The 15,317-nt window shown below is 75.1% G+C and carries 12 protein-coding genes and 1 pseudogene; 11 read left to right on the top strand and 2 right to left on the bottom strand.

The annotated features are described in order from the left end of the window. The 10 genes and pseudogenes from ACFWP3_RS27150 to ACFWP3_RS27105 form a co-directional block, all read left to right on the top strand. Positions 1–1,825 (top strand): 4'-phosphopantetheinyl transferase superfamily protein (locus tag ACFWP3_RS27150; protein WP_384225944.1); only part of this gene is annotated, 1,825 nt, incomplete at its 5' end. Further along, complete coding sequence (locus tag ACFWP3_RS27145; protein WP_384225942.1) at positions 1,815–2,132, top strand: acyl carrier protein; 318 nt, start codon at positions 1,815–1,817, stop codon at positions 2,130–2,132. The genes ACFWP3_RS27150 and ACFWP3_RS27145, both read left to right, overlap by 11 nt. 7 nt (positions 2,133–2,139) lie before the next feature. Further along, positions 2,140–2,991: an alpha/beta fold hydrolase gene (locus ACFWP3_RS27140; protein WP_384225939.1), complete on the top strand. Its 852-nt coding sequence runs from the start codon at positions 2,140–2,142 to the stop codon at positions 2,989–2,991. After that, positions 2,988–4,151, top strand: a complete 1,164-nt coding sequence (locus ACFWP3_RS27135) for a glycosyltransferase (protein ID WP_384225937.1) — start codon at positions 2,988–2,990, stop codon at positions 4,149–4,151. The genes ACFWP3_RS27140 and ACFWP3_RS27135 overlap by 4 nt, the downstream gene beginning before the upstream one ends. Next, positions 4,148–6,016 carry a methyltransferase domain-containing protein gene (locus tag ACFWP3_RS27130; protein ID WP_384225935.1) on the top strand — a complete coding sequence of 623 codons (1,869 nt, stop codon included), beginning with the start codon at positions 4,148–4,150 and terminating at the stop codon, positions 6,014–6,016. The genes ACFWP3_RS27135 and ACFWP3_RS27130 overlap by 4 nt, the downstream gene beginning before the upstream one ends. Further along, positions 6,013–7,377, top strand: a complete 1,365-nt coding sequence (locus ACFWP3_RS27125; protein WP_384225934.1) for a hypothetical protein — start codon at positions 6,013–6,015, stop codon at positions 7,375–7,377. Before ACFWP3_RS27130 ends, ACFWP3_RS27125 begins: the two co-directional genes overlap by 4 nt. A gap of 74 nt (positions 7,378–7,451) precedes the next feature. Further along, positions 7,452–8,717: an alkaline phosphatase family protein gene (locus ACFWP3_RS27120; RefSeq protein WP_384225932.1), complete on the top strand. Its 1,266-nt coding sequence runs from the start codon at positions 7,452–7,454 to the stop codon at positions 8,715–8,717. Positions 8,718–8,737: 20 nt separating this feature from the next. Next, entirely contained in the window at positions 8,738–9,988 is a 1,251-nt protein-coding gene (locus ACFWP3_RS27115; RefSeq protein ID WP_384225929.1) for an MFS transporter, read from the top strand. Positions 9,989–9,998: 10 nt separating this feature from the next. Next, positions 9,999–10,922: an SDR family oxidoreductase gene (locus ACFWP3_RS27110; RefSeq protein ID WP_384225927.1), complete on the top strand. Its 924-nt coding sequence runs from the start codon at positions 9,999–10,001 to the stop codon at positions 10,920–10,922. A gap of 93 nt (positions 10,923–11,015) precedes the next feature. After that, a pseudogene (locus ACFWP3_RS27105) lies at positions 11,016–11,881 on the top strand (GyrI-like domain-containing protein). Positions 11,882–11,903: 22 nt separating this feature from the next. Here ACFWP3_RS27105 and ACFWP3_RS27100 read toward each other — a convergent pair. Continuing rightward, entirely contained in the window at positions 11,904–12,671 is a 768-nt protein-coding gene (locus ACFWP3_RS27100) for a TetR/AcrR family transcriptional regulator (RefSeq protein ID WP_384225925.1), read from the bottom strand. Between the two features lie 99 nt (positions 12,672–12,770). Between ACFWP3_RS27100 and ACFWP3_RS27095 the strand changes: the two genes are divergently transcribed. Next, positions 12,771–15,032 carry an ATP-binding cassette domain-containing protein gene (locus ACFWP3_RS27095; RefSeq protein WP_384225922.1) on the top strand — a complete coding sequence of 754 codons (2,262 nt, stop codon included), beginning with the start codon at positions 12,771–12,773 and terminating at the stop codon, positions 15,030–15,032. 21 nt (positions 15,033–15,053) lie between these two features. Here ACFWP3_RS27095 and ACFWP3_RS27090 read toward each other — a convergent pair. Continuing rightward, positions 15,054–15,317: enoyl-CoA hydratase/isomerase family protein (locus ACFWP3_RS27090; RefSeq protein ID WP_384225920.1), on the bottom strand; the 264-nt coding region annotated here is incomplete at its 5' end.

Here is a 15,317-nt window from a genome sequence, read left to right as displayed (position 1 = left end):
GGCTCCGGCCCAGGCCCAGGCCCAGGCCCAGGCCCAGGCCCAGGCCCAGGCCCCGGCTCCGGCTCCGGCCCAGGCCCAGGCCCCGGCTCCGGCCCAGGCCCAGGCTCCGGCCCAGGCCCAGGCCCAGGCCCAGGCCCAGGCCCAGGCCCAGGCCCCGGCTCCGGCTCCGGCCCAGGCCCAGGCCCCGGCTCCGGCCCCGGCTCCGGCCCAGGCCCAGGCCCCGGCTCCGGCTCCGGCCCCGGCCCGAGGCGGTTCCGGCGGGCCCCGGGGCACCGAGCGCCTGCGGCTCTCCCTGGCCGCGCTGCCCTACGTACGGGACCACTGCGTGTACCTCCAGCCCGACGGCTGGCCCGAGGACTCCGACCGGTTCCCGGTCGTCCCCATGACCACCATGCTGGAGCTGGCCGCCGGGGCCGCGCTGCGGCACGCCCCGCCCGGTCTGCACGTCGTCGGCTACGAGGACGTACGGGCGCTGCGCTGGCTGGCCGTCGAACCGGCCGTCGACGTCGAGGTCACCGTCCGGGGCGACGGGCCCGGCCGGGCGCGCGTCACCCTCGGCGCGTACGCCTCGGTGGTCGTGCTGCTCGGCGAGCGGTACGGGCGGCCGCCCGCGCCCGACACCACGCCGCTGCGCGATCCGCGGCCGGCCCCGGTCAGCGCCGAGGCCCTCTACCGCGACCGGTGGATGTTCCACGGCCCGCGCTTCGCCGCCGTGCACGAGGTGCGGACCGTCGGCTCGGACGGCATCGAAGGGGTGCTGCGGGCCCTCCCCGACCCCGGGGCGCTGCTCGACGCCGCCGGCCAGCTCTTCGGGCACTGGATGCAACTGAGGCTGCCCGTCGACCGGTTGGTGTTCCCGGCCACCGTGGACCGGATCCGCTTCTGCGGGCCCCCGCCCGCCCCCTCGGCCCTGGTCGCCGCCACGGCCCGGATCCGCGAGGTGCACGACACCACGGTCCGCGGCGACCTCGAGCTGCGCCGGGCCGACGGCGAGGTGTGGGCCCGGATCGAGGGCTGGACGTACCGCCGGTTCGGCGCCGACGAGCGGGTCTGGCCGATGAAGTTCACCCCCGAGGTGTGCGGCATCGGCGAGCCCCGGCCCGAGGGCTGGTGCCTGGCCCGCCGCCGCTGGACCGATCCCGCCTCCCAGGAACTGGTCATGCGCCGCTACCTCGGCGCCGCCGAGCGGGCGGCGTACGAGGGGCTGTCGCCGCGCGCCCGGGCGCCGTGGCTGCTGGGCCGGATCGCCGCCAAGGACGCGCTGCGGCAGCTGCTGTGGGACGGCGGGGCCGGGCCGGTGTTCCCGGCGGAGGTGCCCATCGGCAACGACGCGGCGGGCCGGCCGCTCGCCGAGGGGCCGCTCACCCGGGGCCTGCGGCTGTCGATCGCCCACAAGGACCGGATCGCGGTCGCCCTCGCGCAGCGCGGGCACGCGGTCGGCATCGACGTGGAACAGGTGACCGCCGACCCGGACGCGCTGGTCCGGATCGCCCTCGGACCGCAGGAGGTCCGGCTCGCCGAACGGCTGGCCGCCTGCGAGGGCACCGGCCTGCCGGCCGCCCTGACCGCCGTGTGGTGCGCCAAGGAGGCCGCCGCCAAGGCCGACGGCAGCGGGCTCGGCGGCCGCCCGCGGGACTGGCGGGTGACCGAGGACCCGGACTCCGGCGCGCTGCTGGTGCGCTCCCCCGACGGGCACCCGTACCCGGTCCGCACCACCCTGCTCGCCACCGATCCGCTCGACCACGTCGTCGCCTGGACCGCCCGCGCCGAAACGGCGCCGTCCCCCGTCCCCTTCCACCTCACGGAGACCCGTCATGGCACCTGACATCCTCGCCGAGATCACCGGAATGCTCGTGGAGATCGTCGGCGACGAGTACCTGCTCGCGGAGGAGGTCACGATGAAGACGACGTTCAACGAGGACCTCGCCCTGGAGAGCGTGGAGTTCGTCGCCCTCGCCGAGCTGCTCCACCACCGCTACGGCGCCGAGGTGGACCTGATGGAGTTCCTGGCGGAGAAGGACATGGACGCCATCCTCGCCATGTCCGTGGGCGACCTCGTCACGCACATAGGCCGGATCACCCATGCCTCCCTCGCCCGCTCGGGGGCCTCCCCGGCCGGCTCCGCGGGCTGAGGCGGCCATGGCCTTCGTCCTCGCCAACTCGCTGCGCTTCCACGTCCAGCGGCTGCCGGCCACCGCTGAAGCCGCCCGCCCCGACCGGCCCGTGGTGGTCTTCCTGCACGGCCTGGCCGTCGACAACCTGTCCTCCTTCTACTGCCCGCTGGCGGTGCCGGTGGCCCGGGCCGGGCACGAGGCCGTCCTGTACGACCTGCGCGGCCACGGCCGTACCGAGCGGCCGGCCGCAGGCTACGACAGCCGCACCGCCGTACGGGACCTGTTCGCGCTGCTCGGCGCGCTGGGCCTGGGCGACCGGCCGGTGCACCTGGTCGGCAACAGCTACGGCGGCACCCTCGCCCTGCACGCGGCACTGGCCCGGCCCGGCCTGGTCGCGGGGCTGACCCTCCTGGAGCCCCCGCTGAGCGGGGCCTGGGTGGAGAACATGGTGGACACCCTGTCGGCCGCCGCGCTCAGCCTGGAGGACAGCCCGGTCCCGGCCGAACTGCGCACCCTGCGGCTGCGCAAGGCCGCCAACCTCACGGCGATCGCCGACGACCTGCTCAACCGCACCACCCTCATCGACGACATGGCGGCGGGCCGCACCTTCACCCCGGCCGACTACGCCCGGCTGCGCTGCCCGCTGCTGATCGTGTGCGGGGAGCACTCCGAACTGGTGCCGGGAGCGCGGGAGCTGGCCCTGCACGCACCGCACGGGGCACTGCGGATCCTGCCGGGGCTGGGGCACGACGTGCTCAAGGAGACCAGCGGGGCGCTGCGGGAGGCCGTACTGGCCCATCTCGACGCGGCGGCCGGCCTGTCGGAGCGGGCGGCGCGGGAAGCGCGCGGGGCCCGGGTCGGAGCGCTGGTCCGATGAGGGTGCTGTTCACGGTCCCGCCGCTGGCGGGGCACGTCAATCCGACGGTGGCCGTCGGGGCCGAACTGGCCGCCCGGGGCCACGAGATCGCCTGGGCCGGGCCTGCGGGCGTACTGGCCGGACTGCTGCCCTCGCGGGCCCGGATCCTGCCGGCCGGCGAGGAGGCGGGCGGCGGCTACACGGCGCTGCACGCGCGCTGGCGCGATCTGCGCGGGGTCGCGGCGCTGCGGTTCCTGTGGGAGGAGGCGCTGGTGCCGCTCGCCCGGGCGATGGTGCCGGGGGTGGCCGACGCCGTCCGCGCCTTCGAGCCGGACGTGCTGGTCGCCGACCAGCAGACGCTGGCCGGACCGCTGGTCGCCGAGCGGCTCGGGATCCCCTGGGCCACCTCCGCCAGCACCTCGGCGGAGCTGACGCGGCCCTTCGCGGACTTCCCGAAGGTCGGGGAGTGGGTGGCGGAGCAGATCAGCGGGCTGGTCGCCGAGTTCGCCCCGGGGTCGTCCGGCTGGGACCCGCGCTTCTCCGACCGGCTCGTCCTGGTTTTCTCCACGCCCGAACTCGTCGGCCCGGCCGAGGAGTTCCCGCCGCACTACGCCTTCGTCGGACCGGCCTTCGGAGCCCGCCCGGCCGCCCCCGGATTCCCCTGGCAGCGGCTCGACCCGGCCCGCCGGCGGGTGCTGGTGTCGCTGGGCACCCTCAACCAGGAGGCCGGCGGCCGGTTCTACCGGGCGGTGCTCGGAGCCGCCGAACACCTCGCCGAGGACGTGCAGCTGGTGCTCGCGGCGCCCGCCGCGCTGATCGGCACCGCGCCCGGGCACCTGCTGCTGCGGGAGCGCGTCCCGCAGCTGGAGCTGCTGCCCCACCTGGACGCGGTGGTCTGCCACGGCGGCCACAACACCGTCTGCGAGGCCCTCGCGTTCGGGCTGCCGCTGGTGGTCGCGCCCATCCGCGACGACCAGCCGATCGTGGCCCGCCAGGTCGTGGACGCCGGGGCCGGGGTACGGCTGCGGTTCGGCCGGACCCGGGCCGAGGAACTGCGCGACGCCCTCACGGCCGTGCTGGACGAGCCCGGCCCCCGCCGGTCCGCCCGGCGCATCCAGGCCTCATTCGCCGCGGCGGGCGGAGCCGCCGCCGCGGCCGACCGGTTGGAGAAGCTGCGATGACGCCACTCCCGATCCCCCGGGTCCCGTGGACCTCGGCGGTGCTGCTGGCCGCGCTCGGCGCCGGAACCGTCCGGGCCGGCCGCAGGCTGCGGGCGGTGCCGGTGCTGCCGGCCGACCTGCCCGCGGCGGCCGGAGTACCGCGCGCCGGCGGGTGGCGGCTGCTCACCGCCCGGGGGGTCGAGGCGGACGCGGCCACCTTCCTGGCCGCCTGCGCACACGCCGAACGGGAGGGGCTGCGGGTCCTGGACCTGCTGCCGGCGGACCTGGCCGCCGAGCGGGCCCTGGGGCTGCTGCGGCTCGTCGACCCCGCCCGCTACCAGGGGGACCGGCTCGGCGAGGGCCGCGGCGCCGGGTTCGCCGTACTGGCCGCCGAGGAGGTCCTCGCGCGGGCCGGGGTCGATCCCGACGGGCCGCGCCCGGGACCCGCGGAACTCCTCGCGCTCACCCGCCGTTTGAAGGAGTACGCCGCCGGGGCCACCGGCCTGGCCATCGCCCCCGCGCTGAGCTGCGGGCCGCCGGCCGCCACGACCGGGCCCGAGCGCGCCGCCGAGCTGCGGGCGCAGGGGCTGCCGCCGGGGGCGCAGGCCGCGGCCCAGCTCGCCGGGCTGGGCCTGCTGGCGGGCGCCGCCGTACGCCAGGGCCGGTGGGGGGCGGCAGCGGCCGGGCTGTACTGGCTCCAGCCGTACCTGGCCTTCGGCGGCCCGCGCTCCCCGCTGCACCCGGCCGATCTGGCCCGGGCCACCGCCGCCCGGCCGGTACGGTCCCTCGGCGCGGCCCTGCGCACGGCCGCGGCGGCCCGCGGCGGCCGGGGCGGGGAGCCGGACCCGGGCAGGGCCGCCGCCTACCGGGCGGACCTGGCCGCGGGGACCGACCGCTTCCTCGAGGCGCGCCGCCCGGACTGCCCCTGGTGCGGGAGCGGGCGGCTGGCCGTCCGGGTCCGGGTGCCGGACCTGCTCCAGGGCAAGCCCGGCCGGTTCACGCTGGAGCGCTGCGAGGACTGCGGGCACGTCTTCCAGAACCCCCGGCTGAGCCCGGAGGGGCTGGACTTCTACTACCGCGACTTCTACGACGGGCGGGGCGGCGAGGGCGCGGGCACGGTCTTCGGGCGGCTCGGGCCGTCCTACCGGGCGCGCGCCGAGATGCTCCGCGCGCACGTGGGCGGGGCCGGACCGGAGTCCTGGCTCGACGTGGGCACCGGGCACGGGCACTTCTGCAACGCGGCGCGCGAGGTCTGGCCGCGGACCCGCTTCGACGGGCTGGACATGGGCGACGGGATCCTCGGCGCCGAGCGGCGCGGCTGGGTGGAGACCGGATACCAGGGTCAGTTCCCGGAGTTCGCCTCGAAGCTGGCGGGCCGCTACGAGGTGGTCAGCATGTACCACTACCTGGAGCACACCCGGGATCCGCTGGCCGAACTGGACACGGCGGCCGCCGTACTCGCCCCCGGCGGATTCCTGGCCGTGGAGGTGCCCGACCCGGAGTCCCGCATGGCCGACCTGCTGGGCCGGGCCTGGCTGCCGTGGTTCCAGCCGCAGCACCAGCACCTGGTCCCGGCGGCGAACCTGCGCGAGGCGCTGGCCGACCGGGGGTTCACCGTCCTCGTCGAGGAGCACGGGGCGGCCCATCAGGGCAACGACTTCTTCGGAGCGGTCGCGCTGACCGCCGCGCGGCTGGCCCCGGACCCGGACCGGCCGTGGGGTCCCCCGGCCACCGCCCGCGCCCGGGCCCTCACCGGCCTCGTCCGCGCGGCGGCCGTACCGTGCTTCGCCGGCGCGGCCGTACTCGACGCCGTGCGCTCGGCGGTGGCCCGCGTCACGGACGGCGGGAACGCCTACCGCGTCCTGGCCCGCAAGGACACCCCATGACGGCCGCCCCCGCCGGCACCACCGGAGGACAGGAGCAGCCCGACCCAGGTCCGACCGCAGCCCGCACGGGCACGGGCACAGGCACCGCCACCGGCCCAGCCACAGCCCGTACCGGAACCGGCACCGGCACCGGCACGGACACCGACACAGGCCCCGGCCCAGCCGCAGCCCGTACGGGCACCGGCACCGGCCCCGGCCCGGCCACAGCCCGTACGGGCACCGGCACCGGCACAGGCACCGGCACCGGCACCGGCCCCGGCCCAGCCACAGCCCGTACGGGCACGGACACGGGCACGGGCCCCGGCCCGGCCGCAGCCCGTACGGGCACCGGCACAGGCACCGCCACCGGCCCGGCCGCAGCCCGTACGGGCACCGGCACAGGCACCGCCACCGGCCCGGCCACAGCCCGTACGGGCACCGGCACCGGCACAGGCATCGGCACCGGCACGGCCGCAACCGCCGACCGCGCCGGAGGCGACCTGGCTCGGCGGGCCACCGCCGATCCGCTCTTCCGGCTCGTCGCCTACGCCCTGGAGGCCGCGCACGGCCGGCCGCCCGCCGCCGTGTGGAGTGCCCCGTACGCCTTCCACCTCGGCTCCCCCGGACTGGTCGCGGCGGCCGGCTGGCCGACGGCCGCCGCCGCGGCCCCGCGCACCGACGGCCTGGTGCGGCTCAGCTCGCTCGGGCACCCCGCGGACAGCTGCGACCTGCCGCTGACCCTGTCCGGGCCGCCGCCCGCCACCCCCGCCTGGGCGGTCCGGCCGTACGCCGTGCTGCGGGCGCTGGCCCGGGCCGGCTTCGGCCGCGGCGGGACGGACCTGCACGTGCAGGGCTCGCTCACGGCGGCCGCCGGGCTGGCCACGGCGGAGCCCGCCGACTGCGCCGTGGCCCTGGCGGTGGCCGACGTGCACACCGCGGCCGGCGAACTGCCGGACCGCGCACACCTGGCCCGGCTGCTGGCCGCGGCGCTGCCCGACGGCGACGACGCCCTGCGCCGGGCGGTGTTCTTCGCCCGGCAGGGCAAGGCCCTGCTGCTGGGCGCGGAGCCCCGGCGGCGGCAGCGGTACGTCCCCTTCGACCCGGCGGCCTCCGGAGCGCGGCTGGTGCTGGTGGCCGTGCGCGGCGAGGCCGCGGACCGGCCGGCGGAGCTGTCGCGGGCCGTGGCCTGCGCCCGCCGGGCCGGGGCACTGAGCGCCTGGTCGCCCGGACAGGAGCCGGGGCGCAGTGCGCTGGTGCTGCTGCCCGAGGCGCGGCTGGCGGCGGTGCGGGCCGCGGTCGCGGAGGACTTCCGCGACCGGCGGCGGCCCGTGCCGCGGTTCCTGAACATCGCCGTGGCCGGCGCGGCCCGGCGCGAGGAATGACCATCCGGCCCACCGCCACCCGGCGACACCCGGCCCGCTGACCCGCAGCGCGCCGACACCAAGGAGGATCCCCCATGCCCACCCCCTCACCCAGGGCCGACGCGAGACGCCGGTCCCGGTGGTCCGCGCTCGTGGCCGGACTCGGCGCGCTCGGCCTGCTGGGCGCCTTCACCGTGGCCAACTCCCAGGCCGCGGAGACCGGTCCGGCGACCACGGCACCGGCATCGGCCGCGGCCGCGCTGCCCTCGTACGACCACGTGGTGATCGTCGTGTACGAGAACAAGCAGTACGGCGAGATCATCGGCAGCGCGAACGCCCCGTACATCAACCAGTTGGCCAACGGCGGCGCCAGCCTGACCGGCATGAAGGCGCTGACCCACCCCAGCCAGCCCAACTACTTCAACCTCTTCTCCGGTGCCACGCAGGGCATCACCGGCGACGGCTGCTACGTCCCGCAGTCGATGACGGCGCCCAACCTCGGCCAGGAGCTGATCGCGGCCGGCAAGACCTTCGCGACGTACAACGAGGACCTGCCGAGCGAGGGGTCGACGGCCTGCACCAACGGCCAGTACGCGCAGAAGCACAACCCGTGGTTCGCCTTCAAGAACGTGCCGCTGAACACGGGGAAGACCTGGGCGCAGTTCCCGCAGAACAACTTCGCGGCGCTGCCCCACCTGTCGTTCATCGTGCCGAACCAGTGCAACGACATGCACTCCTGCCCGGTCGCCACGGGCGACACGTGGACGAGGAACAACATCGACGCGTACGCGCAGTGGGCGAAGGCCAACAACAGCCTGCTGGTGCTGACCTGGGACGAGGACAACTACCTGGGGTCGAACCAGATCGCCACCGTCTTCTACGGCGCGCACGTCAAGACGGGCAAGTACGCGACCGCCTTCAACCACCACCACCTGCTGCGGACCTTCGAGGACCTCTTCGGCACGACGCACGCGGGCAACGCGGCCAACGTCCAGCCGATCAGCGAGGTGTTCGGCGGCACCACTCCCACGCCCACCCCCACACCCACCTCACCGACACCCGCTCCGACCCCCACCCCCACACCCACTCCCACCGCGGGTGACCTGAGGCTCGCCAATCCGGGGCCGCAGACCTGCAAGTTCAACCAGTCCTGCACCATCCGGCTCAGCGCCACCGGCGGCAAGCCCCCGGTCCGGTACGCGGCCACCGGTCTGCCCTGGGGCCTGACCGTCGATCCCGGCACCGGCCGGATCAGCGGCAAGCCGTGGGCCGGCGGCACCCTCCAGATCACCGCGACGGCCACCGACTCCACGGGCACGACCGTCACTGCCGGGTTCCCGCTCACCGTCAACTGGTTCTAACCGCCTTCAGGGAGGCATCCGTGTACCTGTCGACCAGCCGGGCCGCGGACATGGCCGGGGGCACCCCGGTACCGAGCGGCCCCCTGCGGGCCGTCCCCGGCACGGTGTTCGCGCTCGGCCTGGTCAGTCTGATCACGGATGTCTCGGCCGAGATGGTCACGGCGGTCCTGCCGCTGTACCTGGTGGCCGGGCTCGGCATGTCCCCGCTGGCCTTCGGCGCCCTGGACGGGCTCCACCAGGGCGCCACCGCGCTGCTGCGCCTGGCGGGCGGCCGGATCTCGGACCGCACCCACCGCCGCAAACTCGTCGCGGGCTTCGGCTACGCGCTGTCCGCCGGGTGCAAGGCGGCCCTGCTCGCGGTCACCACCCCCTGGTCGGTGGCGGCGGTACTGGCCGCCGACCGGACCGGCAAGGGCCTGCGCACCGCCCCCCGCGACGCGCTGATCTCGCTGTCCTGCCCGCCGCAGGACCAGGGCCGCGCCTTCGGGGTGCACCGCGCGCTGGACACGGCGGGCGCGCTGCTGGGGCCGCTGGCCGCCTTCGGGGTGCTGTGGGTGGTGGCGGACGGGTACGCGGCCGTGTTCACGGTGAGCTGCTGCATCGCGGTGCTGGGGGTGGTGGTGCTGGTCCTGTTCGTACGCGAGGCCCCCGCGCCCGCGCCCGCCGCCCGCGCCCCGCTGCCGCCTCCCGTACACACGCTCGTACGGATCCCGGGGCTGCGGCGGCTGTGCGCGACCGCCGCCGTGCTCGGCCTGTTCACCGTCGGCGACGCCTTCCTCTACCTGCTGCTCCAGCACCGGCTCGACCTGCCGGCGGCCTACTTCCCGCTGCTGCCGGTCGGCACGGCGGCCGTGTTCCTGCTGGCCGCGCTGCCCGCCGGCCGGGCAGCCGACCGGCTGGGCCGGCGCCGGGTGTTCCTCGGCGGGCACGTGCTGCTGCTCGGCGCCTGCCTGCTGCTGCTCGCCCCGGTGCCGGCGGGGCCGCCGCTCGTGCTCGGGGTCCTCGGGCTGCTCGGCCTGTTCTACGCGGCCACGGACGGGGTGCTGATGGCGGCGGCCGGGCCGCTGCTGCCGCCCGGGCTGCGCACCACCGGCCTCGCGGTGCTCCAGACGGCGCAGGCCCTGGCCCGGTTCGCCGGATCCCTGCTGTTCGGCGTGGCCTGGACGCTGTGGGGGCCGGGCCCGGCGCTGGGGATCGCGGCCGGGGGGCTGCTGCTGTCGCTGGCCGTGGTCGCCGTGTTCGGCGGGCGGGAGCCGGGCGGGCTGTCGTAGGGTCGGACGCATGGCTGAAGCACAGCGCACACTCGAAGGCAGGGTCGCTCTGGTGGCCGGGGCGACGCGGGGAGCGGGCCGGGGCATCGCGGTCCAACTGGGCGCGCAGGGCGCGACCGTGTACGTGTCGGGGCGCAGCTCCCGGAGCGGTCCCTCGGAGTACGGCAGGACGGAGACCATCGAGGAGACGGCCGAGCTGGTGACGGCGGCGGGCGGCCGGGGCATCGCGGTGGTGGCCGACCATCTGGTGCCGGGCGAGGTCGAGGCCCTGGTGGGTCGGATCGACGCCGAGCAGGGGCGCCTCGACGTCCTGGTCAACGACATCTGGGGCGGGGAGCTGCTCTTCGAGTGGGACAGCACGGTCTGGGAGCACGACCTGGACAACGGGCTGCGGCTGCTGCGGCTCGCGGTCGAGACCCACGCCGTCACCAGCCACTTCGCGCTGCCTCTGCTGCTGCGCCGGCCGGGCGGGCTGGTGGTGGAGATGACGGACGGCACCACCGAGTACAACGCGTCCAACTACCGGGTGTCGTTCTTCTACGACCTCGCCAAGTCCTCGGTGCTGCGGATGGCGTTCGCGCTGGGGCGCGAGCTGGGTCCGCGCGGTGCCACGGCGGTGGCGCTGACCCCGGGGTGGCTGCGGTCCGAGATGATGCTGGACAACTACGGTGTGACGGAGGAGAACTGGCGGGACGCGCTCGCGAAGTCCCCGCACTTCGCGATCTCCGAGACCCCGTCGTACGTGGGCCGGGCGGTCGCGGCGCTCGCCGCGGACCCGGATCTGGCGCGCTGGAACGGCCGGTCCCTGTCCAGCGGGCAGCTCGCGGGCGTCTACGGCTTCACGGACCTCGACGGCAGCCGCCCGGACTGCTGGCGGTACGTGGTCGAGGTCCAGGACCCGGGCCGCCCGGCGGACACCACCGGCTACCGGTAGGCGGCCCCGCACCCGACCGGATCGGGCACGGGATGTCGGGTCCGGCAGGGTGGTTCCTTCCTAGCGTGGGGATCGAAAGGGAAGGAGGCCGGGGTGCTGGAGCGGCTGAACCAGGCCATGGAGCACATCGAGGGCCGCCTCGACCGTCGGATCGAGGCGGCCGACCTGGCCCGGATCGCGGTGACGTCGGAGTACCACCTGCGGCGGCTGTTCTCCGCGCTGGCGGGGATGCCGCTGTCGGAGTATGTCCGGCGCAGGCGGCTCACGATCGCCGGCGCCGAGGTGCTGGCCGGGGACCGACGCTGCTGGAGATCGCGGTGCGGTACGGCTACACGTCGGGGGAGGCGTTCGCGCGTGCGTTCCGTGCCATGCACGGCGTCGGCCCCGGCGAGGCCAGGCGGTCGGGTGCGAGTCTGCAGTCCCAGCCACGGCTGTCCTTCCGCCTCACCGTCGAAGGGAGCAGCAGCATGCGGTACCGGGTCGTGGAGAAGGACGAGTTCCGGGTGGTCGGGAGGAAGGCGCGCGTCCCCCTCCGGCACGAGGGGGTGAACCCGGCCATCGCCGACTTCATCCGGGGCATCGGGCAGGAGGCGCTCCGGCGCATGGAGCTGCTGTCCGACCAGGAGCCGCGGGGGATCGTGGGGGTGAGCGGGAACCTCGACCCGAGCCGGGCGGAGGGGACCGAACTCGACTACTTCCACGGGGCGGTGACGCGGGCCGTGGTGCCCGAGGACATGGATGTGCTGCCCGTCGCGGCCGGGACGTGGGCCGTCTTCGAGAGTTCCGGGACGTTTCCGCAGACGCTCCAGTACCTCTGGCGGGACGTGTTCACGCAGTGGTTCCCGTCCAATCCGTACCGGAGCCGGCCGGGGCCCGAGATCCTGCGGGTCCGGCTGTCCGAGGATGCCTCGGAGGCGGACGCGGAGCTGTGGATCCCCGTGGAGCGGACCCCGCTCTGAACGAGGGCGCGTGGCCGGTGTCTCAGGTCGCGGGCCTGGATTCGATCAGGCGGGCCAGTCCGTCCAGGACGCAGCGCAGGCCGAAGGCCCAGACCGTCTCGGGGTTGTAGGGGCCGACCGCGCTGCCGACGCGGCCCGCGAGGGGGTAACTGCCGGGGTCCATGGCCCGTTCCAGCAGGGGCGCGCTGACGGCCCACCACTCCTCGTCGCTCTGGCGGCTGTTGTGCTCGGCGGCGTCGGCGGCGGCCAGCGCCTCGGCGTGGACGAAGGCCAGGAGGTGGGTCAGGGCGGCGTCCATCTCGACGTCGGTGAGGCCGATGCCGTCGAAGGCCGCCAGCTCGTACTCGTACTTGGCGATCACGCCGGGGCCCATCGGCGGGCGGGTGACGGACAGGTCCGCGATCCAGGGGTGGCGGGCGAGCAGGGCCCGGTTGTCCTCGGCGACGCGGGTGACCCGCGCCTGCCAGGGCTCCGGCCCGTCCGCCGCGGGCCGGGCGCGGCCCATGGTCCGGTACGCGTCGTCCAGCATCAGGTCGAGCAGCTCGGCCTTGCCGGGCACGTAGGTGTACAGGGTCATCGGTGTCACCCCGAGGCGCTGGGCCAGCGCGCGCATGGTCAGGGCGGCGAGTCCCTCGGCGTCGGCGAGGGTGACCGCGGCCCGGACCACGGCGTCCACGCTGAGGCCCTGCCGCGGGCCGCGCCGTCCCGGATGCGCCTCCTGGCCGGACCCGCGCCACAGCAGCTCCAGCGTCCGGGCGGTATCCCCCGCACCACTGCGGTCCCTCGCCATCTCGGCCCTCCCCGCACTCGGCAACAAAACACACTACGGCGTATAGAGTACAGTGTAGAAAGTAACTCGAGACACCGCCACGCCACCGCGAGGAGTTCCGTGCACATCGCCGCCGACAGCCATCAGGTCATCCAGGTCCGCGGAGCGCGGGAGAACAACCTCGCCGACATCTCCCTGGACATCCCCAAGCGCCGGCTCACCGTCTTCACCGGCGTCTCCGGCTCCGGGAAGTCCTCCCTCGTCTTCGGCACCATCGCCGCCGAGTCGCAGCGCATGATCAACGAGACGTACACCGCGTTCATCCAGTCCTTCATGCCGAGCCTGGGCCGGCCGGACGTGGACGGGCTGCACAACCTGAGCGCCGCCATCGTCGTCGACCAGGAGCGCATGGGCGCGAACTCCCGGTCCACGGTCGGCACTGCCACCGACGCCTACACCATGCTGCGGATCATCTTCTCGCGGCTGGGCACCCCCCACATCGGCACGTCCACCGCCTTCAGCTTCAACACGCCGGACGGCATGTGCCCGCGCTGCGAGGGCATCGGCCAGGTCTCCGACATAGCCGTGGACCAGCTCGTGGACCGCGAGCTCTCCCTCAACGAGGGCGCCATCACCGTGCCCGGCTTCGCCGTCGACTCCTGGTACTGGCAGATCATGGCGAACTCCGGCTTCTACTCCCCCGACACGAAGCTGAAGGACTTCACCGAGCAGGAGTGGGCCGACTTCCTGCACAAGGACGGGGTGAAGGTGAAGGTCGGGTCGAACAACTTCACCTACGAGGGCCTGATCACCAAGATCCAGCGGACGTACCTGTCCAAGGACCGCGAGTCCATGCAGTCCCACATCCGGTCCTTCGTGGACCGTGCCGTGGTCTTCGCCGACTGCCCGGACTGCGGGGGCACCCGGCTGTCCGCGGCCGCCCTCTCCTCCCGCATCGACGGCGTCAACATCGCCGAGTGCTCGGCGATGCAGATCAGCGACCTGGCCGCCTTCGTCCGCCGGATCGACGACCCCGGTGTGGCGCCGCTGCTCGCGAACCTCCGGGACCTGCTGGACTCGCTCGTCGAGATCGGCCTCGGCTACCTCAGCCTGGACCGCCAGTCGGCCACCCTCTCCGGCGGCGAGGCCCAGCGCGTGAAGATGGTCCGCCACCTCGGGTCCTCGCTCACGGACATCACGTACGTCTTCGACGAGCCGACCACCGGCCTGCACCCGCACGACATCCAGCGCATGAACGACCTGCTGCTGCGGCTGCGCGACAAGGGCAACACCGTGCTGGTCGTCGAGCACAAGCCCGAGGTGATCGCCATCGCCGACCACGTCGTGGACCTGGGCCCCGGCGCCGGCACGGCGGGCGGGCAGCTCTGCTACAGCGGGGACGTGGCCGGGCTGCGCACCTCCGGGACCCTGACCGGCCGCCACCTCGGACACCGGGCGCGGCTGCGGGAGCAGGTGCGCACCCCGCGCGGCCACCTGGCGGTCAAGGACGCCGACCTGCACAACCTGAAGGACGTCAGCGTGGAGGTGCCGCTGGGCGTGCTGGCGGTGGTGACCGGTGTGGCCGGCTCCGGGAAGAGCTCGCTGATCCACGGGTACCTCGCCGGGCAGGACGGGGTGGTGGTCGCCGACCAGTCGCCGATCCGCGGCTCGCGCCGGTCCAACCCGGCGACGTACACCGGGCTGCTGAACCCGATCCGGACCGCCTTCGCCAAGGCCAACGGGGTCAAGGCGGCGCTGTTCAGCGCCAATTCGGAGGGCGCCTGCCCCAAGTGCAACGGCCTCGGGCTGGTCTACACGGACCTGGCCATGATGGCCGGGGTGGCCTCGGTCTGCGAGGAGTGCGAGGGGCGCCGGTTCACGCCGGAGGTGCTCACCTACACGCTGCGCGGCAAGAACATCAGCGAGGTGCTCGACATGCCGGTGGCGGAGGCGTACGAGTTCTTCACCACCGGCCAGGCCCGGGCGATCCTGGGCCGGCTCGCCGACGTGGGGCTGGGCTACCTGCGGCTCGGCCAGCCGCTCAACACCCTGTCGGGCGGCGAGCGGCAGCGGCTGAAGCTGGCGATCAGCATGGCGGAGAAGTCCTCCGTCTACATCCTCGACGAGCCGACGACCGGGCTGCACATGGCCGATGTGGACAAGCTGCTCGCGCTGCTGGACCGGCTCGTCGACAACGGGAACTCGGTGATCGTCATCGAGCACCACCAGGCGGTGATGGCGCACGCCGACTGGCTGATCGACATCGGCCCGGGCGGCGGGCACGCCGGCGGCGAGGTCGTCTTCGAGGGCACCCCGGCCGATCTGGTGGCCGGGGCCGACACGCTGACCGCGCGCCACCTGCGCGCGTACGTCACCTCGTAGCCCGGGCCGGCCGGCCCGGGGTCACAGCACCAGGTCGCCGCCCGCGAGCGGGGCGAAGTGCCGCTGCACGTCCGCGCCGGTCACGTCCGCGAGAGCGGGCGGCGACCAGCGCGGACGGCGGTCCTTGTCGACGACCTGGGCGCGGATGCCCTCCACCAGGTCGGGCGCGGTCAGCGCGTTGCACGAGACGCGGAACTCCTGGACCAGCACCTCCTCCAGCGAATCGAGGACGGCGGCCCGGCGCAGGGCCGCGAGGGTGGTCTTCAGCGCGGTCGGGGACTTGGC

This window comes from Streptomyces sp. NPDC058525 (genome assembly GCF_042719495.1).
Classification (GTDB): Bacteria; Actinomycetota; Actinomycetes; order Streptomycetales; family Streptomycetaceae; genus Streptomyces.
Note: the sequence above shows the minus strand (reverse complement) of the source record. Positions and strands in the feature narration are given on the sequence as shown.